We start from the raw sequence: 24,105 nt of genomic DNA on the forward strand, positions 1-24,105 counted from the left end.
CAAAATGACTGAAAGTGAAATGAAATTCCGGGATACGACCATTCGTAACTTTTTCGATAAAGAGGATCGTTTAAAATCGATTCCAGGTCAAAAGAAGAAAAAACTAGTATTGTTAGAGCATTTAATTAGCAAGTTAAATGCTGAAAATCAATATACAGAAAAAGAAATTAATACATTTATAAAACAATATCATGATGATTTTTGTACAATTAGACGTGAATTTATTGTACAGGGGTTTATGAATAGAGAGGATAATATGTACTGTATAAACGGGAGAGAAGTTTGGACGAAGTGGGAGGAGTTAAAATAATGAATCAGCGAGGGGATCCCCGCTGATTATAAGCCTGTGCTAGTCTTGCTGTTTCTTTGTAGTAAGTCTATGAACGCTTCAACATTCGAACTTGTAATGTATCCAAGCGTTATATATTCATCTTCATAGTAAAATATTATTTTTTTGTCAAAGATTCTTCTCTTCGTTTCTATGGATAGAATTTTTTCATAATCAAATTCGGCAATGAATGTGTTTTTATATTGGCTAAAAAAGAGAAGTCTTTGATTAGTAGCAAGTAACATGCCAGGATACGGGACTTTATGCGTAATCATATAGCCAGTAAGTGAACATTTTAAAGTAGATAAAATCTTTTCTTCTTTATGTAATAGTTGTTTTGCAGCTGTTAAGATTGGATTCATTGCATACATTCCTTTTATTTTGATGTATGAATATTGTATCAAGAGTAAAAAGATTCTCAATATGTAATATTGCATATTGGCCGTTTTATAGTTTTAATATTATTTTTAAAAAGAAAAAGTACGAGGTGATTCAATGATACGGTTAGTAAAAGAGACTGATGCAGAAGCAATTATGAATATTAGAAAAGAAATTATATTATCGGAAACTACTACAAAATTTTTCATAGTATCCCCAAAGAAGTTACCGAATGATATGAATGCAGAAAGAGAAAAGATACGGAAAAGTAATGAGAAAGGTAATCTTTATATCGTGTATGAAGTAGATGGGAAGGTAGTTGGCTTTTTACTTTTCAACCGATATGAACTAGAACGGTTACAACACGCAGGCACAATGGGAATGGGGATTAAAGAGGCGTATTGTAATCAAGGCATCGGCACGAAATTAATTGAATTTCTTATTAGTTGGGCGAAAGGGCAGAAAGGTTTAGAGAAAATTTGTTTAGGTGTAGTTTCTGTTAATGATCGGGCAATTAAAGTGTACAAACGTATGGGCTTTGTAGAAGAAGGCAGACAACGAAAGCAAATTAAATATGAAGATGGATCATATGGAGATGACGTATTGATGGGGTTTTATATTGAATAAAGGATATATGGTATTAAGAAAAGGAATGTACATAACGTAAATTTCTAAAAGCAGTATATTGCCCCTGCATTAACAGACTTTTACCTATGTATAATATTAATATAGTAAAATCATAACAACCGATATTGCAGTTTCCAATAATATACTATATAATCAATTTAAGAAAACGTTTTCATGCAAAGGGGGAGAATTTCGTGTCGACTATAGAGGACGTGGCGAAATTAGCGGGGTTATCAAGGACAACGGTTTCTAGGGTGATTAATAATCATCCATATGTTTCAGATGAGAAGAAAAAAAGGGTTCAATTAGCAATGAAGCATTTAGGCTTCGTTCCTAATTCTGCGGCGAGAAGGCTTCGTAAACAAAAAACGGAAACAATTGCGGTGCTAGTTCCAAGGATTACAAATCCTTTCTTCAGTAGATTTATTGAAGCAATCGAGATTGCTGCTTCTGAACATAAATATAAACTGATTATTTGTCAAACAAGATATTTACCGGAAAAAGAGATGGAGTATTTACAATTATTATCTACGAAGCAAGTAGATGGGATTATTCTATGTTCACTAGAAAATCCGTGGGAAGATGTAGAGCCATACTTACAGCACGGTCCAATCGTGTTGTGTAATGAATATATTGAGGAAGCAAATATTCCAACAGTGAAGTTTGATCATGCGCAAGGAGCATACATAGCTGCGAAGCATGTGTTAGATCAAGGATATCGTAATCTTATTTTTTGCCGTGGTAACGAAACCAAAGTCGTTAGCCAGCAGCGAAAAATGGGCTTTTTACGTGCAATAACTGAGAAGAGCCGCCAAGTAGAAGCGATTGACTTTCTTGAAAACGCTTTCTCTTGGGAGGATGGAAAACGAATATTCCATGAAGTATTAAAGGACAAAAAAAATCCTACCGCGATTTTGGCAGGAGGCGATGAGGTAGCAGCTGGAATTATCTCAGAGGCGAAACGCCATAACTGGAGCATTCCAGATGATCTCGCTGTTATCGGTTTTGATAATCAAATATTATCGCAGATTACAGAACCAGGTATTACGACTATTGAACAGCCAATTGATGAAATGGCCCGAAAAGTTGTCGACCTGATGATGGATAAAATCCATACGAAAAATTATCGAAAAAAAGAATTGTATGAGTTTGAACTGGAGCTCTTGGTGAAAGGTTCAACGATGAAGGATAAGATGTTATTAGCCTAGTAGACTATGTCTGCTAGGTTTTTTTCTGTTCACAAACTACTATTCTTCGTGAACGCAATCATCACATTTGTTATGGTATGCTTCGTGCTGCTCATCAATTTCTTTCCCGCAGTGCGCACAAGTTTTCGTCGGTAAATTTCTGAAAAACTCCATTGGTTGATCGATCATGTCAATCCCTCCATTTCCATTTCCATTTCTTACTATCATTGTATTAGTACAAAAAATAAAAGTCAACAACTGTTTTATAACAAAATTGAAAATTAATGAAAAAGTTTAGGAAATGGATTATAGTTAACAATGTAGGATGTAAGTAAAAAACTTTCTCAAGTACGGAGAAAAACTGCATTCCTACTCGGTTTTAGAAAGGATGGATACATATGAAAATGACTGTTGTCGGCTTTTGGGGCGGCTTTCCAGAAGCGGGAGAAGCAACGTCGGGGTATTTGTTTGAACACGATGGTTTTCGTTTACTTGTAGACTGTGGTAGTGGTGTACTAGCACAGCTTCAAAAATATATAACACCATCTGATATAGATGCAGTTGTACTATCGCACTATCATCACGATCATGTTGCAGATATTGGGGTATTGCAATATGCGAGATTAATTACGAGCGCGACAACAAGGCAACTACCAGAACTACCAATATACGGTCATACGTTTGATGAGAATGGTTTCCATTCTTTAACACATGAACCGCATACGAAAGGAATCGCGTACAATCCAGAAGAAACACTTCAAATTGGACCGTTCTCGATTTCATTCTTAAAAACTGTTCATCCTGTTACATGCTTTGCGATGCGCATTACAGCAGGTAGTGATATCGTAGTATACAGCGCTGATTCCAGTTATATTCCTGAGTTTATTCCATTCACGAAAGATGCTGATCTTTTCATTTGTGAGTGTAATATGTATGCACATCAAGAGGCTGCAAAAGCAGGGCATATGAATAGTACAGAAGTAGCAAGTATTGCAAAAGATGCGAATGTAAAAGAACTTTTATTAACGCACTTACCGCATACAGGCAACCCATCTGATTTAGTAACAGAAGCAAAACAAATTTTCAGTGGCCATATTACGCTAGCGCATAGTGGCTACGTATGGAACTCATGAGGTGATACGATGTTATTTATTGATAATAAAGGAATTACAGACCCTAGAATAAACTTAGCGATTGAAGAATATTGTGTGAAGAATTTAGATATTAACGAAACATATTTACTGTTTTACATTAATGAGCCTTCGATTATCATTGGTAAAAACCAAAACACAGTAGAAGAAATTAATGCAGATTACGTAAAAGAAAAAGGTATTCATGTCGTTCGTCGTCTATCAGGCGGAGGCGCAGTATATCATGATTTAGGAAACTTAAACTTCAGCTTTATTACGAAAGATGATGGAGACAGTTTCAGCAACTTCAAAAAATTCACAGAGCCTGTAACGAAAGCGCTTAGTAAATTAGGCGTAAATGCAGAACTAAGTGGTCGTAACGACATTTTAGCTGAAGGTAGAAAAATTTCAGGTAATGCGCAGTTCTCAACGAAAGGTCGTATGTTCAGTCACGGTACGTTACTATTTGACTCTGAAATCGATCACGTCGTATCAGCGTTAAAAGTAAAAATGGATAAAATCCAATCAAAAGGTATTAAATCAATCCGTAGCCGCGTTGCGAACATTACAGAGTTCCTAAACGAAGAAATGACGACAGAGGAGTTTAGACAACTTCTTCTAGAAACAATTTTCGAAGGAGAAACAGAAATCCCAACGTATGAATTAACAGAAAATGATTGGAAAGAGATCCACAAACTTTCTGAAGAACGTTACCAAAATTGGGATTGGAACTACGGAAAATCACCGAAGTTCAACTTACAACATTCACACCGCTTCCCAGTTGGACAAGTTGATGTTCGTCTTGAAGTGAAAAAAGGAACAGTAACAGAATGTAAAATTTACGGCGACTTCTTCGGTTCACTAGATGTTCATGATATCGAAGAGCGTCTAACAGGCGTTCAGTTCGATAAAGATGCATTCACTGCAGCTTTAGAAGGCGTAGATATCGCACGCTACTTCGGTAACATTACAACAGAAGATTTCTTACATTTATTCTTCTAAAAATGAGGGAGGCTGCCATAAAGGCAGCCTCTTTCTTTTTGTAGTTTTGTCGATATAATTCCATTTACCACAAAATGTATACTTACAGGACATCTGCCTCTTATAAAGGAATATATATATGAAAAGGAGGCGAATCGAAATGAAAAGAGTAATGTACGTTATATTATTGCTCAGCTTCGTCATCGGAATGACAGCGTGTAACAGTGGATTGCCCTCAAGTCATACAATTTTGTCTATCGGAAAACCGGCTGAGGATAATGTTATATATTTTACGCATACAGATAACAAACGAAAGATACATGATATACAAGACATGTTTCAAAATAAGAAGTGGAAAAGAAATGAAACATTCAGCACTGTTAATAAAAAGCCAGATGTCGTCTTATCAATAGATGAAAACAACAAAGGGTTACCGACGTTATATGTTACGGTGTATTTTCATGAAGATGGAGCGGACGCTCTTAACTTGCACGGCGAGCATACGACGTTAAATAAAGAGGAACTTAATAAACTTAGAGAAAAGATGAATGCATATTATCCTAAAATGATTTCTGGTCTAGTTTCATAAATTACTTGTAAATAAAATCCCCTTATTTTTCCAAAGTAAACTAAGAGAAGGTGAGCTGTCTATATGCAGTTAATAGAATATCACTTGCCACTTTAATTTTCTTTTAATATAATTAATTTAGAATTTTTAAATATTCTAAATTTTATAAAGGTGGGGTTTTTGTGAATCTCGTTCAATCTTTGGCTGAAACGGCAAAAAAGAAGGGGGATAAACCGGCTTATATATTTATGGATCAGTCGGTCTCATATGACCAATTAAACAAAATGGTCACAAGGTTTTCTAGCAATTTAGCAGAAATGGGCATTGGAAAAGGGGACAATGTCGCATTAGTTGTTGGGAACTCACCACATTTTTTGGTCGGTTTATACGGAACAATGAAAGCCGGAGCAACTGTTATTCCAGTTAATCCAATTTATACAGCAGACGAAATGCATTATATTTTACAAAATGGAGATGTAAAAACAATCATCGTACTCGACGTCCTTCTACCTGTTATACAATCTCTTACAACAAGACTTCCTTCATTAGAAAACATCATCATATGCGAAACCTCATCAGATTTTAACCATACAGAAACCGAAAAAATGAAAACGTTTACTAGTTTTGTGGGGATTGGAGATACAACTTACGAAGGTCCTGAACTAGATGAAGAAGATGTAGCGGTTATCCTATACACTTCGGGCACAACTGGAAAACCGAAAGGCGCTATGTTAACACATAAAAATTTATATAGTAATGCGAGCGATGTGGCTTCGTATTTACAATATACGGCTGATGACCGCGTTGTTGCGGCACTGCCTATGTTCCATGTATTCTGTTTAACAGTTGCGGTAAATGCACCGATTGTGAACGGGGCAACGATTTTAATGTTACCGAAATTTAGTCCGAAAGAAGTATTCCGTATTTGTCGCACGTACGAACCAACGATCTTTGCTGGCGTACCGACGATGTACAATTATTTATATTTATTTGAAGAAGCAAGCGCAGAAGATGTGAAGACGCTTCGTCTTTGTATTTCCGGTGGCGCATCGATGCCTGTTGCTCTTCTACAAAACTTTGAAAAACGTTTTAACGTTATTGTTTCAGAAGGATACGGTTTATCAGAAGCATCACCAGTTACTTGTTTCAATCCGCTAGATCGTCCTCGTAAACCAGGGTCGATTGGCACAAATATTTGGCATGTAGAAAATAAAATTGTAAATGAACTTGGGGAAGAAGTACCTGTCGGCGCAGTCGGCGAATTAATCGTTCGCGGACCTAACGTTATGAAAGGATACTATAATGCACCAGAAGATACAGCTGCGACATTGAAAGACGGCTGGCTATATACAGGTGACTTGGCGAAAATGGATGAAGAAGGTTACTTCTATATCGTTGATCGTAAAAAAGATATCGTCTTAGTTGGCGGTTATAACGTATACCCTCGTGAAGTAGAAGAAGTATTATATACGCACGAATCAGTAGCGGAAGTTGTTGTAATCGGTGTTCCTGATGAAAACTTAGGAGAAGCAGTGCGAGCTTACGTCGTTCTGAAACAAACGAACGTAACAGAAGAAGAACTAATGCATTACTGTACGTTACATTTAGCGAAATATAAAGTGCCGAAAAGCATTGAGTTTTTAATAGAATTACCGAAGAATACGACTGGTAAGTTGTTAAGAAGAGCATTGAGAGAGAAAGCGATGCAAGTGTAAAAATGAGGCAACCATCTTTGAAGGTGGTTGCCTCATTTTTTTGTGCATTGATTAAGCTGTGGTGCCATATATTTAAAGCTTCATATGACCAACAAGGAGGAGATATACATAGAACAGAAGGGATTAACGCTTACGGCGAGTGCAATATCTTATTTGTGAAATTATGGATGAACTCTGAAAATGATAAGAACGGTAATTTTAATCAAAATGGAGTAATGAACCGTGAATCAATGGCTACGGTGTTAGTAAATGCATATAAATTAGAATGGAATGGAAATAGTAAGTTACCAAAAGAATTTGCTGATTTGAAAAATCATTGGGCTCGAAGTATGCCAATATTTTAGTTTAGTAAGAAAATCCAAATTCCAAGTTGACACATATGAATTACAGAATTAAAATGAAAAGAAATCGAATACAATACATTAGAAGCTAATCAGATAAACTGAAGGCGCACAATGTTCACGTTTGTGAATATATTGTGTGCCTTTTTCTATTGTATAAACTAAGGGGGCTTAACGATGAAAAAGTGGGGTAAGACAGCGTTTATGAAAAGTACAGGTGTTTTATTATCAGCAGTTGTACTTTTATCAGGGTGTGGTTCGGCAACATCCACTAGTAATTCTGAAGGAAGTGGAGATAAAAAAACAGTTGAGCTTTTAAATGTTTCTTATGATCCAACGAGGGAGTTATATCAAGATTTTAATAAAGATTTTGCGAAGTATTGGAAAGAGAAGCATGGGCAAACAGTAAATGTAAAACAATCACACGGGGGATCTGGAAGTCAAGCGCGCTCTGTTATTGATGGCTTAGAAGCAGACGTTGTTACACTAGCACTTGCTTATGATATTGATGCGATTAGTAAGAAAAAACAATTAGCAGAAGATTGGCAGAAGCGACTTGCGAATAATTCCACTCCATACACGTCAACAATTGTATTTCTTGTTCGAAAAGGAAACCCGAAAGGAATTAAAGACTGGGATGATTTAACGAAAAAAGGTGTGTCTGTCATTACACCAAACCCAAAAACATCAGGCGGGCACGTTGGACTATTTAGCGGCGTGGGGATACGCACTGAAAAAATATAATAATAGTGAAGATAAGGCGAAAGAGTTTGTTAGCCAAATTTATAAAAACGTAGAAGTATTAGATTCAGGAGCGCGCGGAGCAACGACAACATTTGTTGAAAAAGGAATTGGTGACGTATTAATCGCATGGGAAAATGAAGCGTTATTATCTCAAAAAGAGCTTGGAAAAGATAAATTTGAAATTGTAACCCCTTCTATTAGTGTACTTGCAGAACCACCAGTAGCGGTTGTAGATAAAGTCGTTGATAAAAAAGGAACGAAAAAAGTAGCAGAAGGGTATCTTGAATATTTGTACTCAGAAAAAGGACAGGAAATTGCGGCGAAAAACTTTTATCGTCCGCGCAATGAAAAAGTAGCAGAAAAATATGCATCCCAATTTCCGAAAGTTCAATTATTTACTGTAGATGAACTATTTGGTGGTTGGAAAAAAGCACAGGAAAAACACTTTAATGACGGCGGCGTATTCGATAAAATTTATCAAAAATAATGCGTACTGCTAAAGGGGGATGAGGTGAAAGAGGATGAGGAAGAAACGTGTTTTACCAAGGTTTGGATTATCGCTTGGATTTACAATGTTGTACATGAGTTTATTCATACTTATACCACTTTCTATCGTATTTATTCAAACTTCACAGTTAGGTTGGAAGAAGTTCGCTGGGGTTATAACGAACGAGCGTGTGTTGCATTCCTATCAAGTTAGTTTTACAACTTCATTTGCAGCTGCTATTGTAAATGCCATTTTCGGTTTATTAATAGCTTGGGTGCTCGTACGCTACAAATTTCCAGGGAAACGACTATTAGACGGACTCATTGATTTACCGTTTGCACTTCCGACAGCTGTAGCTGGTATTACACTTACAACGCTTTATGCGGAAAATGGATGGATTGGGAAAATATTTAGTCTGTTTCACATAAAAGTAGCTTTTACACCACTCGGAATTATCGTTGCGCTTACTTTTATCGGTTTACCATTTGTCGTTCGAATGGTGCAACCAGTGCTGCAAAATATTGATAAAGAAGTAGAAGAGGCAGCTTCGAGTTTAGGTGCATCCCGCTTGCAAATATTTGTGAAAATCATTTTACCAGAGATCTTTCCCGCTCTTCTTGCAGGTTTTTCACTCGCATTTGCAAGAGCATTAGGAGAATACGGATCTGTCGTTTTCATCGCAGGTAATATGCCGATGAAAACAGAAATTGCGCCACTGATGATTATGACGAAACTAGAACAATATGATTATGCAGGGGCAACAGCTGTAGCGACCGTGATGCTTATTATTTCTCTCCTTTTCCTTCTTCTTATTAATATGATTCAAAGCTGGAGTAGAAGGCATGAACTAAAAAGTGAATAGGAGGAGAGAAAATGGAACCAACATTATTAGAAAAGAAAATAGTAAAAAGCGTATCAGCTAAAAAAGAATCTAAGCTTGTACCAGGCATATTAATTACGATTACAGTTTTATTTTTATCTCTCTTTCTATTACTGCCACTCATAACTATTTTTCTAAAAGCCTTTGAAAGAGGGATGGATGTATACATTGCCGCTATTACAGATCAAGAAGCATTTTCAGCAATTAGATTAACGCTTCTCGTTGCGTTAATCGTTGTGCCGCTTAATACGATATTTGGGGTAGCGGCCGCATGGCTTATTACAAAGTTTCAGTTTAAAGGAAAACAAGTATTACTCTCTCTTATTGAACTGCCGTTTGCTGTGTCACCAGTTATCGCAGGATTAGTATTCGTTTTACTTTTCACACCGAGGGGTGCTCTTGGCGAATGGTTACTTGAACATGGAGTGAAACTCATTTTCTCTGTACCAGGCATTATTATCGCAACAATCTTTGTAACCTTCCCGTTCGTTGCACGTGAATTAATTCCCATTATGCAGGCGCAAGGGAAAAGTGAAGAAGAGGCAGCTTTATCACTTGGCGCAAGTGGCTGGAAAATGTTTTGGCGCGTTACGCTTCCAAATATAAAATGGGGTCTTTTGTACGGCATGATTCTATGTAATGCCCGTGCTATCGGTGAGTTTGGAGCCGTTTCTGTCGTATCAGGTCACGTGCGCGGTATTACGAATACGATGCCGCTCCATATTGAAATTTTGTACAATGAATATCAATTTTCAGCAGCATTTGCAGTAGCGACGTTAATGTCATTAATTGCAGTGTTTACACTCGCTATAAAAAACTGGATTGAATGGCGAATGGAAAAACGACAATAAGAGGGGGATTACGGTGAGTATTCAAATTCAAGGTGTATCAAAGCAATATGGTACATTTCAAGCACTAACAGACATTCATTTGGATATTCCAAAAGGCGAACTTGTTGCCTTATTAGGCCCATCAGGTTCTGGGAAAACGACGTTATTACGCATTATTGCAGGATTAGAAGAAGCGGATGGAGGCTCTATTTCATTTGATGGAGAAGATTTAACAGACATTCACGTGAAAAACAGGCAAGTCGGTTTCGTCTTTCAGCACTATGCGCTCTTTAAACATATGAATGTATTTGAGAATGTCGCTTTCGGTTTAAAAGTAAGAAAGAAAAGCTTAAGACCGTCAGCAGAAGCGATAGAAGAAAAGGTAACAGAATTATTAAAGCTCGTAAAAATGGATGGCTTTGCTAAACGTTATCCAGCGCAATTATCTGGTGGACAACGTCAACGTATTGCACTAGCCCGGGCACTTGCAGTCGAACCGAAAATTTTATTACTTGATGAACCGTTCGGTGCACTCGATGCAAAGGTGAGAAAAGAATTACGAAGATGGCTCCGAAAATTACATGACGAATTTCAAATTACGAGCGTATTCGTAACGCATGATCAAGAAGAAGCGTTAGACGTTGCAGACCGCATCGTTGTAATGAATGAAGGCTGCATTGAACAAATGGGAACACCGGAAGAAGTATATGAAAACCCAGCAAGTCCGTTTGTATATGACTTTTTAGGAAATGTAAATTTATTTCACGGGCGCGTTCATAAAGGAAAGCTAAATGTAGGGTCGGTCGAACTAGAAGCACCAGAGCATAAGCACGTTTCCAACGTAGACGGAATAGCCTACGTAAGGCCGCATGACTTATCAATCTCTCATACGAAACAAAGCATAGATGCAATCCCGGCAAAAGTATCTTATTCTCACGCAGTCGGAAATATCGTATATGTAGAATTAAAACGAGACGGAACAGATGAATATTTAGAAGCAGAAATTACGAAAGAACAGTTCAAGCAGCTGAACATTCAAGCGGGTGATTTCGTATACGTACAGCCGAAAGAAGTGAAAGTGTTTATTCCGGAGGATTTTGTAATTTAAGAGTGTTCACTCTTAAATTACAAAATCTATTAATAAGAAAAGGTCTCCTAAAAGATATTTTAGGAGACCTTTTCTTTGTTTATCGTAATAACTTTTTCTCATATGAAATGTAGTCGGAAGTTTGCATATATAATAGCGGAGCGTGTTCACACAACTATTTGGTACGAGTAGTAATGAAGATATTCTTCCTACGTTCTTACATAAAATTTTTAATTTTGGATATTTGTATCATATGTTTCTGCGACAAACACAAAGTCTACATGCTCTTTATCAATAAAAATACTTGTTTTAGATGGAAGACCTGTTATGGTAGAAACAATATCAACCTCAACAAGGTCAAATCCTACACGATAAGCATCTTCAATTTCAATTCCACCAGTTAGAAAATGCAATCCATCCCCAAATGACTTAAATACAAATACATTTTCTTTCAAACTTTTATTATCCATTTCAATCCATTCTTCGTTAATATAAATCTTAAATGTTGTGCACTTTGGAACACACTCGATGTGATGTATCCCTTTATAACTATTAAGTGAAAACATATAGGTATGAGTTTCTTTAAAGTTAATATCTATCCCGTATTTAAAAGCAAAAGTTTTATATACCATCTCATAAAACAATGGCATTACAATATCATCCCATGCGTCATAGGCAAAAGCATGAATTGGTATTAGATGAGGATATAAACTTACAATCGCTTTTTGAAAATTAAGTAAGATGGTTGTATCTGTAATTTCTTTTAAAGAATCATCTATTTCATGATCATAATCTTTCGAAATTCTGTTATCAATCATATGACAAACTCCTTACATAGTCTTCTATATACTACGTTTTTCCGCATCATCAGTTTGTTCCTTCTTCAACTAAATTGCAAGTTTAACCGATGATTCCAAAAAGGCCCTTGTCTTATTTTATCAATCGTTAAATCGGATTGGGATACTACAAGCATAAATGAGAAAAGAAATCGTCTTTTCTTTTTTATGATAGATGTATTTATTTTTAAACTGCATTTACTTTACTCTTTATTTTATTTAGATTTGGATATGTAACATTATTGTGTTAAAAAATATTTCAGCGAGGTGAGTTTATGAAAGAAAAGAAATGGTATAGGCAATTAGTCGTAATGGTGTAGGAGTATCATCTAAGGCCATTTTAAATGCCGTTAAAACTGGCGAAAAAGTTATACAAAGTGGTGGTAGAGCTAAATCTACTAGTAAACAGGCTGTAGTAGTTTTAAATAAAAAAGGTAAAGTAATTACAACTTTTGCTAAGGGTTCAAAATAAACTGGGAAAGGAGAAGATAAGGTTGTTTAAATTAAATAAAGAGATGCAGATTTTATTGAAACAGACATTAGAATCACAAAATAAACATTTACTATGGTTAAATGTTTATGAAGACTTAAGTATGATAGAAACTGAAAAAATAAATAAATTGAGAGATATTATAGTACATGAATTAATGGAGAAAGGTTTTGATGAACGAGACAATATAAACGATTTGGGAAGAGCATTAGAAGAGCTAATTGATATCTTAGGAAATTTAATACCTTAGAAAATGTTAAGCTGTATGGCAACGTTTTTAGCAGATGGAAAGTTCCGTTAATTACAGAATGAAAGATTATATAATTTTTAACAATGCGCTTAATACGAGCGTAGCTATGATTAGAGAGTTTTGCATGTGTAGAATAACTCCAAAAATATAAGGATATATTCTGAGGGCGTATGATTATATAGTATATTTATTGATTCGAATCTTTAAAAGGAGAGGAAACATGGAGAAAATAATAGGGATTATTCTGATTATAGGTGGTATGATTCCATTAATTTATGCAATGATACAAATCTATCGGCAATGGAAAGAAAAAGGACCTTCTTTTGCCCTTAAATCAATAATTTTCCTAGCCGTAAGCATTTTGCTAGATACTGCAACAACTATTATATTGTGTATAGTAACAGTATTCATTGGTATTTGTTTAATTATCTACACATAATAAGTTCAAGAAGGCTAACTTATCGATTGTTACTAATTGGAGGGATTGAATGAACTTCATTTTACATGGATCTAAACATACAGTTTTGGCTTCCGTTTTTGACTCATTTCAAGGTAGGGAAAAAGAGTTTAATTGGCTTATAACAGACATGGAGATTGTCGCACAGCAGGAAGAGAAACTTATCCGAGATTATCCTAAAATGTCGCATCCAATAGTTTGGATAGCAGGTGAAGATCTTTCAAATCTCGTAAAGAAATATAATCCTCAATTTATTTGGGGTGTACTATCTGCGTTTGATAAATCTATAAACATTGATATTAATAATTTGCTTGTAGAGCCCTATGCAAATGGAAACGAAGGGCTCTGGGTACCAAGTCCAAATATTCAGCACCCTCAAGCAAAAATTGAAATTGTTTGTTGGGATTCCAGTTTAATGTTGTTATTAAGTAACGATATAAATATTGATGATAAATTTAGAAATTACTTTAAAGAAGCTAGGGATTTAAATGCCTATAATTCGGAATTTTGATTTAAATGGAGACAACATTAATCCGTTATACGAAACAGATATGGAAAAGGGAACGGTATGCGTACTCTACAAGTAGCGTATTATAAGGTGAAAAGCGGATTCTCTGTGAGGAGAATTAGATTATTATTGATTTATAAAAACAAATAGGAATAGATAAACTTAATATTATTAAATGAGAATAGTAGGATGGAATAGGGATAAATATAACTTTGAGAGAAAAGAAGGTGTATTATGGAGTTTACATTCGAAAAGATTCAACGTATTGAAGATGCAAATATATACCGTGTTAGTAATATAACTGATATTTATGAAACAGATTTATTTGATGATTATAATCGTAATGTTGATAATTTAAGTTTACTTGTTCAAGAGAGGATTAATCAGTTTATTGTACATGTAGATAAATCTGAGGAAAAAAATGTGAAAGAAGAAATAGAGTCTAAAAACATTTCCTACACAGTTTTTGATTCGGGAAGAAGGAACATTTTCTTTGTTTTTGATTCTATACCAAGGACAGAAGTATCATATATAATCAAGTATTTTTATGGTGTAAGTATAGAAAATACTTTTGCTATTATCAGTTTAGGAAATAGCGTTGGTATTAAACTAGAGGAAATAAATCAAAGTAAATTGATGAAGTGTTTAATGGGAGAATGTGTTGTACCACAAATCGAATTAGTTCCATCATCGGCGTGTGCATTTATTCAATATGATGGTGCGCTTTTAACAATTGCTAGTAATAATTTCGATATTTGTGCAACATGAAAATAATAAGAGGTAATTAAATGATTTTTTTAGCGCAAGGAGATACTGGAGATATCCAAAGTTAATTAATATATATATGTCGCACCACTTATATTTTTCAGAAAAGGTAACTTTAAGAATATAGGAGGATAAAAGATACATGGATAAAGAATATGAAGAACTCATAGTTAGGAGTTTTAAAAAAAAATCCAGGATAGAATTATTTTTGAACTAACTTCACCTAAAAAAAGAGTGAAGGCATTAGGGCGTTTGGCGCATAACCATGACACTATCTTAAATTCTATGTATTTTGAATCTATCCCAAAAAATATGGTGTATGCTGAAGGAATATCAACGTAATTAAAAAAATATGGAGCAAAGGATTCTTGTTACGTAATGTCCCTTATTAGTGAAATTGATGGGAGTTTTATGGGATTAGAATGTGCAATAGAAAAAGTTATTTGGTGTGGTTTACCTTGTTTAATTTCATGCATACCGAGTAAATTATTATATTTTCAAGCTGAGCAGGGGAGCGGCCCGCCTGAAAGATATATTCTACGTAAAATTTAAAAGTATATTCCTATAAAAAGATATATAAGGTAGGAGAAAGAGTGGCACCATCAATCCATTATATGAAACAGATAGAAAGCGTCCCCCGCTAAATAAAAGTAATAATTGAAAAGGATGAGTGATTATGAGGTTTTTTTTGAGTGGTGAATTAGAAGGTGACATTGCTGAGGAATTTATAAATATAATTTCAGAAATCGGTAGTGACCTTGAAAAATTAAATAGTAATAATTATGGTAGCGAAGTAGAAGAAATAGCTATAATCCCTATAGTAGTTAACATAACTCCGGAATATGAAGATGCGGGTTTTCATAAAGAAAGAAAGCTCTTTAAAAGGAAGAGTAAAGAAGCAGATTTTAGATTAAGGATTGACTATGAAGCATTTTTATCTGCAGATTATGCTACGAGGGAAATATTGATAATTGAAAATATTATTCAATCTATTAGACTGTTAGGGGAAAAGGCTACGTCGGATTTTAATGCAATAAAGTTAGAGCAAGACATTTTACAAGTTTTTGATATGAAAGAGGGGATATAGTAGATACTCATATCGAAGTATTAAATGAAAATAGTAAGATGAAATGGGAATAAAATAATTATGACCTTGAGAGAAAAGAAGGTGTATTATGGAGTTTACATTCGAAAAGGTCCAATATGATAGTGCACTTTTAACAATTGTTAGTTTTTCCCTTCAGGAAAGAATGAAGTGATGTTGGATGTAAATAGTCTGTGAAGGAGAGAATTTAATGTTTCCAATAGGTGAACAGCCACGCATTCTTAAAGATTTGGCTGGAATAAATGAAGATGTACAAGAGTTAGCTATTAGCGGTAAAACAAAGAATATAGAACTATTAGGAGAATTGAAAATTAGGGATTTATGGATTTTCACAGTAAATCAAACGCAGTTTGATAAAATTATGGAGTATGTTAATCCAGAGATACTCTATATCGATGAAATGAGGGTGGAGAATTTATCGAAACTACAAAAAATGTCTAATTTAAGAAGATTATATTTAGGTTGGAATCCTAAGAATACAGATTTATGGGATTTGAGTTATAATAACAACCTTTCTTATCTATTAATACAAGCTTTCTCTAAATTAGAAGATTTATCGCCAATAAAAGATGGAAAGAAGTTAGAAGGTCTTTTTTTGGGAGGAGCAATAATGAAAACTCTTAATGTAAAAACATTAGATCCAATCGGTGATTTAGTAGAATTAAATGAGTTAACTTTAATGAATATTAAAGTTCAAGATCGTTCTTTAGAGCCATTAATGAATTTGAAAAGACTTAAGAAATTAAATGTATCTAATCAATTCCCTATGGAAGAATACGCTAAATTATCGGTAGTATTACAAAATACAGAATGTGAATTTTTTAAACCATATGTACGTATGGAGTCCACAGAAGGAAAAGATATTATGATGATTGGTAGAAAAAGACCTTTCCTTAATTCGAAGATAGATGCTGAAAAAATAAGGAAATATGAGCAAGAATTTAAGACGGTGCAGGAAGAATTTAGAGATGGAATGAAATGAAATGAATGTAGTCCCTAAATAAGGGGCATGTGGAAGGAGTAATGATATGGATGTTTATGAGTTAATTAGTGATGTAGATTCAAAAGAAAAATTATTAGAGTTTTTGTTTCATCTTCAAAAAGATTTCAAAGAAAATCAGGATGAGTGGGAGAATATAACATTAGAGGATTACTTAGAATCAATGGAAGCATGGGTAAATGATTGTGAGGGATCCTACCAAAACAGAGGTGAAGAGATGCCTAAAAATATATCATGGGGCTTTATTGCACAGGTGTTATTGGCGGCAGCTCACTATGAATAAATTTAAATAGATTAATTTATTGAGGTCTAATTTAAAATAAAAGCGAAGAGTCTAAATAGCAGGTGAAGATCTCTCAGATCTCGTAAAGAAATATAATCCTCAATTTATTTGGGGCGTATTATCTGCTTTTGATAAGTCTATAAACATTGATATTAATAACTTGCTTGTAGAACCCTATGCAAATGGAAACGAAGAACTCTGGGTACCAAGTCCAAATATTAAGCATCCCCAAGCAACACTTGAGATTGTTTGTTGGGATTCGCATATAACGCTTTTTTTTAGTAAAGATGAGGACATCGATGATAAATTTCAAGACTATTTCAAGTCCGCTAAAAAATTGGATTGTTAAATAGGTCGTCCTTGAGTAATAAAATGAATGTATGAATAATAATCTCTTTGATGATTATTGGAATATTAGCTAGTATTTTTGAAAAAGTAACTTGTAAAATTTCGGAGTGAATTGTTAACTTTTGATGCAATAGGAAATCGTAAATAAATTTATGAAGGAGAATTTAGAGTTGGTAGAGTTTTTTGAATATTTATTAATTTTGGTTTTAAATATGCTAGTAGCATCTATCGTATTTTTACAAGAGTACTGCATAGGTAGTATAAGACTGTCTCATTATAGGAGAATCTTTGCTACGGTCATGGCTATACGTTCATTGGTGAGTATATGGATCATTTACCCTATGACAGCTACTCTGTTAGGGACGCTAAATATTTTAGTGATTCAATCAATTATATTACTTTTCCTTTGGGGGCTTATGCAGTGTGTAAAGAAGTACAGAGGAAAGTGGTATATTACAATGATTGCACTTATTATTTATGGTCTTAGCTGTTATTTTCATATTATGTATGCGAAAACTGTATAGATAATGAGAGGGTATTTGTAGACCTAGTTACATGATAGTAAGAATCTTTAATGAAAATTATAATAAAATGATGTCAAAAGGGAGACTAAAAGTGCTTATAGAATTTTTAGAATTCATTTCTATCTTGGCTTTAGTAGTTGTATTAACATTAACTGTTATGTTGCAAGATATATTTTTTATAAATATAAATAAACAATATACTGAAACACGTATTGGGGCGATTATTTTTTGTATTCGGATGTTGTTCGGGACATGGGTAGTATTTGTTACAGAAACTACTATAATTGCTGTCTCAAAAGTGACTGCAATTCAATTAATTATTTTACTTCTTTTTTGGGCATGCTCGAAGTATGTACAAAAAACTCGTGAAAATTGGCTAATTACTATAGTTGCTTTTGTTGTTTATGGTGTTGGTACATACATGTATATTCAGTTTGCTTTTAGAGGCTATTAATATATCACCAGAAAAGTTAGTGGTTAGAAAGATGCATTTGTTAAATGTTTGTATGAAGGAAGAGCGAATATAGGCTCTTTTTTCTTTATATATAGGATAGGACATGTATCTAATCCTCGTGGGATAAATCAAAATAGAGAACGGGAAGGAATTATATGAACAAAAAAGAATTAAAATTAAAGCTACTGCAAGGTCTAATTGAAGATTTTTCTGCTATTTAATATTTAGAGGTCCTAAATATTTTTAGTTGTGGGGATGTAATTACAATAAGTTTTATAGAAACATTGTGTAGATTAAAGTAGTTCTCTTTTGCAGAAAGTAATGTTGTAGATGATGATTTTAGTGTCTGTAAAGGGATAGAATTTGGTAGCTTTATGGATAAGAGGCATTATTCGCATAAAAATAAGAGTTTTAATGGTATACAGGAGGGTATTATAATGAAATTCCCAAAAGATGAAGATGGACAAGTATTAAATATGTTATACAAGCAAGGTATAGATTTTAATAAAAAACATATAGTAGATTTCTTTATTGCAATTCCTAATCAAGGTAATGGAGAAAAAATAATTGGCAGACTACAAGAGCTGGGCTTAAATTATGAATTAGATTATAATGAAGAATTTGAAGATTGGACATGTACTTGTTCTAAAGAAATGTTCTTAATTTATGAGGATATTGTAAAGATGCAAAAGGAATTGAGTACCCTAAGTGATGCGTTTGGTGGATATACAGATGGTTGGGGTGCATTTGTGTAATAGTGAATTTAATTATCGTGATAAAATAAATTAGATGGAGTAAAGAAACTATTTATGGAAAGAAGGGCTTATATAAGTTCTTCTTTCTTTGTATATATTAATATATCTTAGTGGTAGAAAGGTATATGATATGTGGGCGGGGGGCTACCGGTAAAAGCCCGATTGGTAAGGACTAATTAAAGTTTCACTTTATATAGGTTTTGAGAGAGTAAGATATAAGATATATTGTTTGTAGCGGAAATCTTGAATGAAGGGAGCGTGTGATAATTGGCAATGGCGGATGAACAATTCGAGAATTATCTTGTTATGTGTTATGACAAATTAGAAAGTAAACAGCAAAAATTCATTTCGGATTATAATATCTATAACTTTGATGAGTATTGTTATGATCAAGATCCATGTATATTACAGTTTAAAAAAAATGGTCAAGTGTTACTTGAATTTAGTGTTGTTTTTATAGGGTCTTGGTCTGGAAAGAGTAACAGTTGGATGTGGTCTTGGGCTAATGAGAATGTGGCTGATTATGCAAGAAGTAAGTCTAACTGTTTGAAAGATTTACAAAAGATTACAGGAAGTGAGGTTTTTATAAATCCACTTTTTGAATGCGATCAAGAAATGGCGTATGAGCTAGCAGCCTTTTCCATTGAATATTTAGATGCAGAAGGAATGTATATGGCACCGGGTGAGAGAAGTGATGTGTTTATGGCTGTTATGTCACCGCATGCGTTGTGAGTAGAGCATATGAAAAATATAGATAAGGTAAAATGAATAAGGAGTACAGTTTAATAAATTATTAAAAGGTATCATAGGTCCCCGATGCATGGTGATAAATTTAAAGGAGTGAATTATATTGCTTGAAGTAAAGTTTTACGATTGGAAAAAAAACGTCCTAAAAAACATTATTTGCTTGTACATGAAATTAGAATTTTTGAGCTAATTTTCTCAAAGAAAGTTAGCGAGTTTGAGATGGGATTAAGAGAGATTGAAAAAGTAACTGTCTTTTGTTTAGCTAACGAAAACACTGATATTTCATATGAAGTGAATAGAGCTTTGGGTGAAATTCGTATATATGTTCCATATGATTTTATGGACTTTTTAGCATTAAATTCAGTTGAAGAGAAATACAAAGAGTTTTGCAAATTAGTACGCCAATATGTTGTCCCTGGACTTGAAGAAAACTCTACTCTTTCATCATCTGTTGTTAAAGGGTATATAGAGGAATCTTTAGATGAAATTGTGAAGCAAAACTATGAAGGAATATTTTTAGTTGGGAAGACACCTAAGAAAAGCCCAAGCCGTAAGAAGATAGCGATATTAAAAGGAATTCATCGTGTTAAAGGTTTCCAGCTACGATGTGAAGTGTATGATGAAAAGGGATTAAAGATTCGAGATCAATTATTGGTGGAAGAGGTAGGGAATGAAATGGTATATTCTAGATTCTTAGGGACATTAAAATGGGAAAGTGAAAATCTAATAGTAGTTCAATCTAAATCCAGTAGTTGGAAAGAAGAAATCTATCTTTAATAACAAGGTTGTATAGTAGAAAGAGGGTTGTAGAGCATAAATGAATTTTTTTCGAAAAAATAAATTAAGTGACATTCAGAAAAAATACTATGAACATTTTGGAGAGCCTAGTCAGATTCTTGAATATACCTGGGGTGAAAGAGGAGCTAAAAGAGTAGAATTAGATAATACCGCTCTAAAAAAAGGAATGCTATACGTTTTAGAATTCCCGAAAAATGAAGATAGGCCAGTATGGACATATGTGACATTAGGGATGTCAGCTGAATATATGACCAATGGTGCTAAAGGAGAATTAATTTGGTTAAATGCAAATCAAAATGAGAAAATAATTGATTTGCTTGCTGGATTAGCACATTATCCATTTATAGATGAAACCTCGTTTGATTATGGGGATACAATTTCTAATGCGGATGCTGAATCTGATTTTTCAATGAATGTGCTTTTAGTAAGCCCGGCAGTTATTGAGGCAGGAGAGTCTCCAGAGCTAATGGAGTTTTTTGAAGAAAAGGAGCTTGATTTATTTTGGTTATTACCTATTCATCAAGCAGAAAAAGAGTATATGATGGAACAAGGAGATGGAGATATTAGTGCGCTCTTTGACCTTTGGCTGGAAAAAGAGATTGATACAGAAACTTTCTGTGATCCACATCGTTTATCTACGGTTTGATAAAAATATTTTAAATAATAATTGTGAGTAAGCATCAAACTTATTAATATTAAGGAAGTTTGATGCTTATTTTTTATGTTTAGAATAAACGAGAGGTTTTTGATATATATGAAAGATATTGTATGTAAAGAATTAATAAGTCTTAAGTCTATTGTTGAAGCCTATCAATTTAAAAAAATGAGTTTGGATTATAAACAAAATGTAATTTTGCTAGTAAAAGACAATCAGAATCGACCTTTTATTATTGATTTAGATAAAAATAATGTGAATATAAATATTTTTAATTTAAATGTAGATATTGATGTCGAATCAGTGTTATGTATGCAACGAATCGGCGAGAAATGGTTACTGATATTTCACTATGAAGATGATAATGCGGTTATTTATAATGCGGATGGGAGTGAATATGTTAAGTTTTATATTGGAGAAGGGGTTCAAGATTGTCAGGTTGATGTGAACGAAGATATATGGGTTAGTTATTGTGATGAAGGAATTTTTGGAGAGTCTCCAATTGGAGCAAATGGTATAGTTGCTTTTGATTCTACAGGTCAATTGATTTTTGATAGCTATGATCAATATGTAGAACAATATAATATACCGTATATAGATGATTGTTATGCAATGAATGTTATAGATGGAGATGTTTGGCTCTATTATTATTCAGAATTTCCTTTAGTTCAAATGAAAGATAAAAAAATTCATATGTCGTGGAATGAAATACATGTAACTAGGAAAATATGGTCGAAAAGTTTTGCGGTTGCTCAAGGTAAAGTAGTATTCATTACTCAAGATAAAAAATTGGTTGTTTATGATTTAAACAATAATCAAGTGTACGATAGTAATCTTTGTAATGAACTAGGGGAGCAGGTTCAATTTGTTAATTATTATAGCCGCGGATCGGTTATGTATTTTCAAACGGATGATACGCTTTATTATGTTAATTTACTGAATGTATGAGGTGATAAATGTGAATGAACGTCTAAAGAAAATTGCAATGTTAAGAGAAAAGGTAGAGGAAAAGGCTACTAGAGAAAAGTTTTTAATGTTATGTCCGTCTATAAAAGAATTTGAGATTATTAGCGGGAAGAAAATTGCTTCATTAGTAAACTTTTTAATTGATGAAACACCGAATCCTATCAAAGTTATGAGTGAATTAAATGCTGAACAAGTTATCAATGAAATAAAAGAATTTGAACGTGAATTAACTAGTTTATTGTCTAAGAAGATTATTGTATGGTATGCACATGAAAATTGGGACTTTGGTGTGCAATTAGAATTAGAAGATTTCATGTTATATACAAAAGAAGTATTACATTTCATTGGATATGACGATGCTCAAAGAGGATTAATTTATTCTAGCCTTATTGTAGTAGATGAAGCAATGAGAAGTGCTTTTTCTTTTCTAAAGAATGAGTATAATGTCGAGATAGTACTATGGAAAGAAGGCTGAATGTATTAGAGTGTTTTGAAACAAATTGGATGAATGGTTGAATTTATTATTAGAAGAAGTGGTGCGTGGTTTAGTGTGATAGAAAGAAAAAGAGAGTCTTCAAGGGATATGTATAAGAGAGTAAAGGAGAGAAAATATGTCTTTTTATAAAGAGGAAATAAAAGGGGATAAATTGATTATAAGTGATGAAAGCATTGATATTTTAATGGATGCTTTTCAAAATAAAGGTGAAGAGATGCCTAAAAATATATCATAGAATTTCATAGCGACGATATTACTCGCGGGATCTTATTATGAATAAGTAAAAAACGAAGAGTCTAAATAGTCCCTTCGTTTTTTTTACTTTATTTTTTCTCTACCAATTTCTTATTCTTCCAATCTAGTGTGAACAATTTATTAAATGTTTTTTGATCAACGTCTTTTACGTTGTTTCCAACCCAGTTTGCAGTTCCGAATGTGAAGCCTGGACGAAGTTGGTAGTCATCGGCGTGTTTTGTATAAGCGACTTGTAAGTTAGATTGATCTGTATTTTTTTCAGAGATAACAACAGCAATCATACCAGGAGAGAAACCGCTATTTGTTAATGCTGGAAGTTGATCCATTGGTATTAAATTACCTTTTGCATCAGATTCATATAGGTATGTGCGAGAGTACATGAAAAGTTGGTTTCCATATAAAGAATGATAGGAGTCACGTGTGTAAATACCCCAGTTTTGATTGTTATATCCGTTAAAGAATACGTTCCATTTTACGTTTTTGTTCGTTTGGTCAATTAAATTTGTTTTATAACTAGTTTGTTTATAGCTTACAGAGTCAGACCAAGTGACTTGACCAGTTGCACCAGCTTCACCGCTAGGGCCATTAGGCGTTACAGAAGCTTTAACAGAGCCACCAAGTTGATAAGATACGCTAGATGTTACAGTCGTTTCTTCTACAGCATTTGTAGGCGCTACGTTAAAGAAACGAGCGCTGTTATCTTGAAGGTTAAATGCAACATCATATTGTGAAGGATAACGTAATGTTGCACTAGCGCCAGGGATTGGGTAGTTATCAATAGGTGCATCACTTATAGTAGGATTTGCTTTTAGAAAACTACCAGTTGTATTAATAACGGCAATCTGTTTATCAGCGCTTGGATCATCGATAAAAGTTACCTTTAAAGACATTGTCATATTATCAGCTTGATCATTATTAAATGTATTATAGCTCGTATGTGTTTTTGCATTTTGCCCGATATCTGTTACAACTTGTGACGTCGTTTGAGCGTAAGTAGCAGGTGTTGAAAGAGTTACAGCACTACTAGCAAAAACAGCGGATAATGCTAAACATTTTAAGTAGGTTTTAGAACGTTTCATACAATCACTTCCTTTTATCTTTGTCGATATATGTCGTATTACATTTATATC

The 24,105-nt window shown here is 33.9% G+C and carries 31 protein-coding genes and 2 pseudogenes; 29 read left to right on the forward strand and 4 right to left on the reverse strand.

The window, feature by feature from the left end; translation table 11 throughout:
• The first annotated feature begins 4 nt into the window (after nucleotides 1–4).
• The gene (locus BC_RS05405) at nucleotides 5–310 is read left to right on the forward strand and encodes a DUF2087 domain-containing protein (RefSeq protein ID WP_000140291.1); all 306 of its coding nucleotides are present in this window, start codon (nucleotides 5–7) and stop codon (nucleotides 308–310) included.
• A 26-nt stretch (nucleotides 311–336) separates the two neighbouring features.
• Here the strand turns inward: BC_RS05405 and BC_RS05410 are convergent, their stop codons facing one another.
• The gene (locus tag BC_RS05410; RefSeq protein WP_001068220.1) at nucleotides 337–690 is read right to left on the reverse strand and encodes a PH domain-containing protein; all 354 of its coding nucleotides are present in this window, start codon (nucleotides 688–690) and stop codon (nucleotides 337–339) included.
• A gap of 133 nt (nucleotides 691–823) precedes the next feature.
• On the opposite strand from BC_RS05410, the gene BC_RS05415 reads away from it, so the two are divergent.
• Both BC_RS05415 and BC_RS05420 read left to right on the forward strand, forming a co-directional pair.
• On the forward strand, nucleotides 824–1,333 hold the full coding sequence (locus tag BC_RS05415) for a GNAT family N-acetyltransferase (protein ID WP_000620469.1): 510 nt from the start codon (nucleotides 824–826) through the stop codon (nucleotides 1,331–1,333).
• 194 nt (nucleotides 1,334–1,527) lie between these two features.
• Nucleotides 1,528–2,541 (forward strand): LacI family DNA-binding transcriptional regulator, encoded by a 1,014-nt coding sequence (locus BC_RS05420; RefSeq protein ID WP_000103715.1) that lies wholly within the window; start codon nucleotides 1,528–1,530, stop codon nucleotides 2,539–2,541.
• A gap of 39 nt (nucleotides 2,542–2,580) precedes the next feature.
• Here BC_RS05420 and yhfH read toward each other — a convergent pair whose 3' ends face one another.
• On the reverse strand, nucleotides 2,581–2,709 hold the full coding sequence (yhfH, locus tag BC_RS05425) for a protein YhfH (RefSeq protein ID WP_000567010.1): 129 nt from the start codon (nucleotides 2,707–2,709) through the stop codon (nucleotides 2,581–2,583).
• A gap of 209 nt (nucleotides 2,710–2,918) precedes the next feature.
• Here yhfH and BC_RS05430 point away from each other — a divergent pair, with 209 nt between their 5' ends.
• From BC_RS05430 to BC_RS05470, 9 genes and pseudogenes are all read left to right on the forward strand, one after another.
• Complete coding sequence (locus BC_RS05430; protein WP_000784668.1) at nucleotides 2,919–3,653, forward strand: MBL fold metallo-hydrolase; 735 nt, start codon at nucleotides 2,919–2,921, stop codon at nucleotides 3,651–3,653.
• A gap of 9 nt (nucleotides 3,654–3,662) precedes the next feature.
• The gene (locus BC_RS05435; protein WP_000897285.1) at nucleotides 3,663–4,652 is read left to right on the forward strand and encodes a lipoate--protein ligase; all 990 of its coding nucleotides are present in this window, start codon (nucleotides 3,663–3,665) and stop codon (nucleotides 4,650–4,652) included.
• 139 nt (nucleotides 4,653–4,791) lie between these two features.
• The gene (locus BC_RS05440; protein ID WP_000832608.1) at nucleotides 4,792–5,220 is read left to right on the forward strand and encodes a hypothetical protein; all 429 of its coding nucleotides are present in this window, start codon (nucleotides 4,792–4,794) and stop codon (nucleotides 5,218–5,220) included.
• A 161-nt stretch (nucleotides 5,221–5,381) separates the two neighbouring features.
• On the forward strand, nucleotides 5,382–6,914 hold the full coding sequence (locus BC_RS05445) for a fatty acid--CoA ligase family protein (protein WP_001055172.1): 1,533 nt from the start codon (nucleotides 5,382–5,384) through the stop codon (nucleotides 6,912–6,914).
• 167 nt (nucleotides 6,915–7,081) lie between these two features.
• On the forward strand, nucleotides 7,082–7,258 hold the full coding sequence (locus tag BC_RS28275; protein ID WP_002195255.1) for a hypothetical protein: 177 nt from the start codon (nucleotides 7,082–7,084) through the stop codon (nucleotides 7,256–7,258).
• 174 nt (nucleotides 7,259–7,432) lie between these two features.
• A pseudogene (locus BC_RS05455) lies at nucleotides 7,433–8,486 on the forward strand (sulfate ABC transporter substrate-binding protein).
• Between the two features lie 34 nt (nucleotides 8,487–8,520).
• Nucleotides 8,521–9,348 (forward strand): sulfate ABC transporter permease subunit CysT, encoded by an 828-nt coding sequence (gene cysT / locus BC_RS05460; RefSeq protein ID WP_001227884.1) that lies wholly within the window; start codon nucleotides 8,521–8,523, stop codon nucleotides 9,346–9,348.
• 11 nt (nucleotides 9,349–9,359) lie between these two features.
• Nucleotides 9,360–10,217 (forward strand): sulfate ABC transporter permease subunit CysW, encoded by an 858-nt coding sequence (cysW, locus tag BC_RS05465; protein ID WP_000433825.1) that lies wholly within the window; start codon nucleotides 9,360–9,362, stop codon nucleotides 10,215–10,217.
• 13 nt (nucleotides 10,218–10,230) lie between these two features.
• Complete coding sequence (locus BC_RS05470) at nucleotides 10,231–11,304, forward strand: sulfate/molybdate ABC transporter ATP-binding protein (RefSeq protein ID WP_000027092.1); 1,074 nt, start codon at nucleotides 10,231–10,233, stop codon at nucleotides 11,302–11,304.
• A 209-nt stretch (nucleotides 11,305–11,513) separates the two neighbouring features.
• Here BC_RS05470 and BC_RS05475 read toward each other — a convergent pair whose 3' ends face one another.
• Nucleotides 11,514–12,101 (reverse strand): hypothetical protein, encoded by a 588-nt coding sequence (locus tag BC_RS05475; RefSeq protein ID WP_000566764.1) that lies wholly within the window; start codon nucleotides 12,099–12,101, stop codon nucleotides 11,514–11,516.
• Nucleotides 12,102–12,613: 512 nt separating this feature from the next.
• Here BC_RS05475 and BC_RS05480 point away from each other — a divergent pair.
• The 17 genes and pseudogenes from BC_RS05480 to BC_RS05550 all read left to right on the forward strand — a co-directional run bounded on the left by BC_RS05480 (nucleotide 12,614) and on the right by BC_RS05550 (nucleotide 22,699).
• Nucleotides 12,614–12,859 carry a hypothetical protein gene (locus BC_RS05480; protein ID WP_000475565.1) on the forward strand — a complete coding sequence of 82 codons (246 nt, stop codon included), beginning with the start codon at nucleotides 12,614–12,616 and terminating at the stop codon, nucleotides 12,857–12,859.
• A 220-nt stretch (nucleotides 12,860–13,079) separates the two neighbouring features.
• A complete protein-coding gene (locus BC_RS05485; protein ID WP_000411162.1) occupies nucleotides 13,080–13,298 on the forward strand; it encodes a hypothetical protein in 219 nt (72 codons plus the stop codon).
• Nucleotides 13,299–13,347: 49 nt separating this feature from the next.
• Nucleotides 13,348–13,827, forward strand: coding sequence for a hypothetical protein (locus BC_RS05490; RefSeq protein ID WP_001009368.1), 480 nt, complete (start codon nucleotides 13,348–13,350; stop codon nucleotides 13,825–13,827).
• Between the two features lie 231 nt (nucleotides 13,828–14,058).
• Nucleotides 14,059–14,592 (forward strand): hypothetical protein, encoded by a 534-nt coding sequence (locus tag BC_RS05495; protein WP_000397227.1) that lies wholly within the window; start codon nucleotides 14,059–14,061, stop codon nucleotides 14,590–14,592.
• A gap of 375 nt (nucleotides 14,593–14,967) precedes the next feature.
• Entirely contained in the window at nucleotides 14,968–15,141 is a 174-nt protein-coding gene (locus BC_RS27555; RefSeq protein WP_000053020.1) for a hypothetical protein, read from the forward strand.
• 124 nt (nucleotides 15,142–15,265) lie between these two features.
• On the forward strand, nucleotides 15,266–15,676 hold the full coding sequence (locus BC_RS05500; RefSeq protein ID WP_001210416.1) for an Imm44 family immunity protein: 411 nt from the start codon (nucleotides 15,266–15,268) through the stop codon (nucleotides 15,674–15,676).
• Between the two features lie 208 nt (nucleotides 15,677–15,884).
• Nucleotides 15,885–16,676, forward strand: coding sequence for an internalin (locus BC_RS05505; RefSeq protein ID WP_000483956.1), 792 nt, complete (start codon nucleotides 15,885–15,887; stop codon nucleotides 16,674–16,676).
• Nucleotides 16,677–16,722: 46 nt separating this feature from the next.
• Nucleotides 16,723–16,977 carry a DUF7660 family protein gene (locus BC_RS05510; protein WP_000383678.1) on the forward strand — a complete coding sequence of 85 codons (255 nt, stop codon included), beginning with the start codon at nucleotides 16,723–16,725 and terminating at the stop codon, nucleotides 16,975–16,977.
• A 55-nt stretch (nucleotides 16,978–17,032) separates the two neighbouring features.
• A pseudogene (locus BC_RS28280) lies at nucleotides 17,033–17,326 on the forward strand (hypothetical protein); the annotation flags it as partial.
• A 169-nt stretch (nucleotides 17,327–17,495) separates the two neighbouring features.
• On the forward strand, nucleotides 17,496–17,849 hold the full coding sequence (locus tag BC_RS27565; protein ID WP_000229075.1) for a hypothetical protein: 354 nt from the start codon (nucleotides 17,496–17,498) through the stop codon (nucleotides 17,847–17,849).
• A gap of 91 nt (nucleotides 17,850–17,940) precedes the next feature.
• Entirely contained in the window at nucleotides 17,941–18,303 is a 363-nt protein-coding gene (locus tag BC_RS05520; RefSeq protein ID WP_000904360.1) for a hypothetical protein, read from the forward strand.
• Between the two features lie 437 nt (nucleotides 18,304–18,740).
• Nucleotides 18,741–19,058, forward strand: a complete 318-nt coding sequence (locus BC_RS05525) for a ribonuclease E inhibitor RraB (protein WP_000671654.1) — start codon at nucleotides 18,741–18,743, stop codon at nucleotides 19,056–19,058.
• Between the two features lie 267 nt (nucleotides 19,059–19,325).
• Nucleotides 19,326–19,790, forward strand: coding sequence for a DUF6882 domain-containing protein (locus tag BC_RS05530; RefSeq protein ID WP_001240467.1), 465 nt, complete (start codon nucleotides 19,326–19,328; stop codon nucleotides 19,788–19,790).
• Nucleotides 19,791–20,024: 234 nt separating this feature from the next.
• Complete coding sequence (locus BC_RS05535) at nucleotides 20,025–20,582, forward strand: hypothetical protein (protein WP_011109898.1); 558 nt, start codon at nucleotides 20,025–20,027, stop codon at nucleotides 20,580–20,582.
• 40 nt (nucleotides 20,583–20,622) lie between these two features.
• A complete protein-coding gene (locus BC_RS05540) occupies nucleotides 20,623–21,249 on the forward strand; it encodes a suppressor of fused domain protein (RefSeq protein WP_001008994.1) in 627 nt (208 codons plus the stop codon).
• A 108-nt stretch (nucleotides 21,250–21,357) separates the two neighbouring features.
• Nucleotides 21,358–22,206 (forward strand): hypothetical protein, encoded by an 849-nt coding sequence (locus BC_RS05545; RefSeq protein ID WP_000652087.1) that lies wholly within the window; start codon nucleotides 21,358–21,360, stop codon nucleotides 22,204–22,206.
• A gap of 10 nt (nucleotides 22,207–22,216) precedes the next feature.
• A complete protein-coding gene (locus tag BC_RS05550; protein WP_001005735.1) occupies nucleotides 22,217–22,699 on the forward strand; it encodes a hypothetical protein in 483 nt (160 codons plus the stop codon).
• Nucleotides 22,700–23,043: 344 nt separating this feature from the next.
• Here BC_RS05550 and cytK2 read toward each other — a convergent pair whose 3' ends face one another.
• Nucleotides 23,044–24,054 carry a beta-channel forming cytolysin CytK2 gene (gene cytK2 / locus BC_RS05555; RefSeq protein ID WP_000830632.1) on the reverse strand — a complete coding sequence of 337 codons (1,011 nt, stop codon included), beginning with the start codon at nucleotides 24,052–24,054 and terminating at the stop codon, nucleotides 23,044–23,046.
• Nucleotides 24,055–24,105 lie beyond the last annotated feature (51 nt).

The organism is Bacillus cereus ATCC 14579 (genome assembly GCF_000007825.1).
GTDB classification, from domain to species: Bacteria; Bacillota; Bacilli; order Bacillales; family Bacillaceae_G; genus Bacillus_A; species Bacillus_A cereus.

What these genes read in the sequence shown, in the direction of transcription:
- BC_RS05405 (WP_000140291.1), top strand. Translation starts at nt 5, where the DNA reads ATGACTGAAAGTGAAATGAAATTCCGGGATACGACCATTCGTAACTTT.
- BC_RS05410 (WP_001068220.1), bottom strand. Translation starts at nt 690, where the DNA reads ATGAATCCAATCTTAACAGCTGCAAAACAACTATTACATAAAGAAGAA.
- BC_RS05415 (WP_000620469.1), top strand. Translation starts at nt 824, where the DNA reads ATGATACGGTTAGTAAAAGAGACTGATGCAGAAGCAATTATGAATATT.
- yhfH (WP_000567010.1), bottom strand. Translation starts at nt 2,709, where the DNA reads ATGATCGATCAACCAATGGAGTTTTTCAGAAATTTACCGACGAAAACT.
- BC_RS05430 (WP_000784668.1), top strand. Translation starts at nt 2,919, where the DNA reads ATGAAAATGACTGTTGTCGGCTTTTGGGGCGGCTTTCCAGAAGCGGGA.
- BC_RS05435 (WP_000897285.1), top strand. Translation starts at nt 3,663, where the DNA reads ATGTTATTTATTGATAATAAAGGAATTACAGACCCTAGAATAAACTTA.
- BC_RS05440 (WP_000832608.1), top strand. Translation starts at nt 4,792, where the DNA reads ATGAAAAGAGTAATGTACGTTATATTATTGCTCAGCTTCGTCATCGGA.
- BC_RS28275 (WP_002195255.1), top strand. Translation starts at nt 7,082, where the DNA reads ATGAACTCTGAAAATGATAAGAACGGTAATTTTAATCAAAATGGAGTA.
- cysT (WP_001227884.1), top strand. Translation starts at nt 8,521, where the DNA reads ATGAGGAAGAAACGTGTTTTACCAAGGTTTGGATTATCGCTTGGATTT.
- cysW (WP_000433825.1), top strand. Translation starts at nt 9,360, where the DNA reads ATGGAACCAACATTATTAGAAAAGAAAATAGTAAAAAGCGTATCAGCT.
- BC_RS05475 (WP_000566764.1), bottom strand. Translation starts at nt 12,101, where the DNA reads ATGATTGATAACAGAATTTCGAAAGATTATGATCATGAAATAGATGAT.
- BC_RS05485 (WP_000411162.1), top strand. Translation starts at nt 13,080, where the DNA reads ATGGAGAAAATAATAGGGATTATTCTGATTATAGGTGGTATGATTCCA.
- BC_RS05490 (WP_001009368.1), top strand. Translation starts at nt 13,348, where the DNA reads ATGAACTTCATTTTACATGGATCTAAACATACAGTTTTGGCTTCCGTT.
- BC_RS05495 (WP_000397227.1), top strand. Translation starts at nt 14,059, where the DNA reads ATGGAGTTTACATTCGAAAAGATTCAACGTATTGAAGATGCAAATATA.
- BC_RS27555 (WP_000053020.1), top strand. Translation starts at nt 14,968, where the DNA reads ATGTCCCTTATTAGTGAAATTGATGGGAGTTTTATGGGATTAGAATGT.
- BC_RS05500 (WP_001210416.1), top strand. Translation starts at nt 15,266, where the DNA reads ATGAGGTTTTTTTTGAGTGGTGAATTAGAAGGTGACATTGCTGAGGAA.
- BC_RS05505 (WP_000483956.1), top strand. Translation starts at nt 15,885, where the DNA reads ATGTTTCCAATAGGTGAACAGCCACGCATTCTTAAAGATTTGGCTGGA.
- BC_RS05510 (WP_000383678.1), top strand. Translation starts at nt 16,723, where the DNA reads ATGGATGTTTATGAGTTAATTAGTGATGTAGATTCAAAAGAAAAATTA.
- BC_RS05525 (WP_000671654.1), top strand. Translation starts at nt 18,741, where the DNA reads ATGAAATTCCCAAAAGATGAAGATGGACAAGTATTAAATATGTTATAC.
- BC_RS05535 (WP_011109898.1), top strand. Translation starts at nt 20,025, where the DNA reads ATGGGATTAAGAGAGATTGAAAAAGTAACTGTCTTTTGTTTAGCTAAC.
- BC_RS05540 (WP_001008994.1), top strand. Translation starts at nt 20,623, where the DNA reads ATGAATTTTTTTCGAAAAAATAAATTAAGTGACATTCAGAAAAAATAC.
- BC_RS05545 (WP_000652087.1), top strand. Translation starts at nt 21,358, where the DNA reads ATGAAAGATATTGTATGTAAAGAATTAATAAGTCTTAAGTCTATTGTT.
- cytK2 (WP_000830632.1), bottom strand. Translation starts at nt 24,054, where the DNA reads ATGAAACGTTCTAAAACCTACTTAAAATGTTTAGCATTATCCGCTGTT.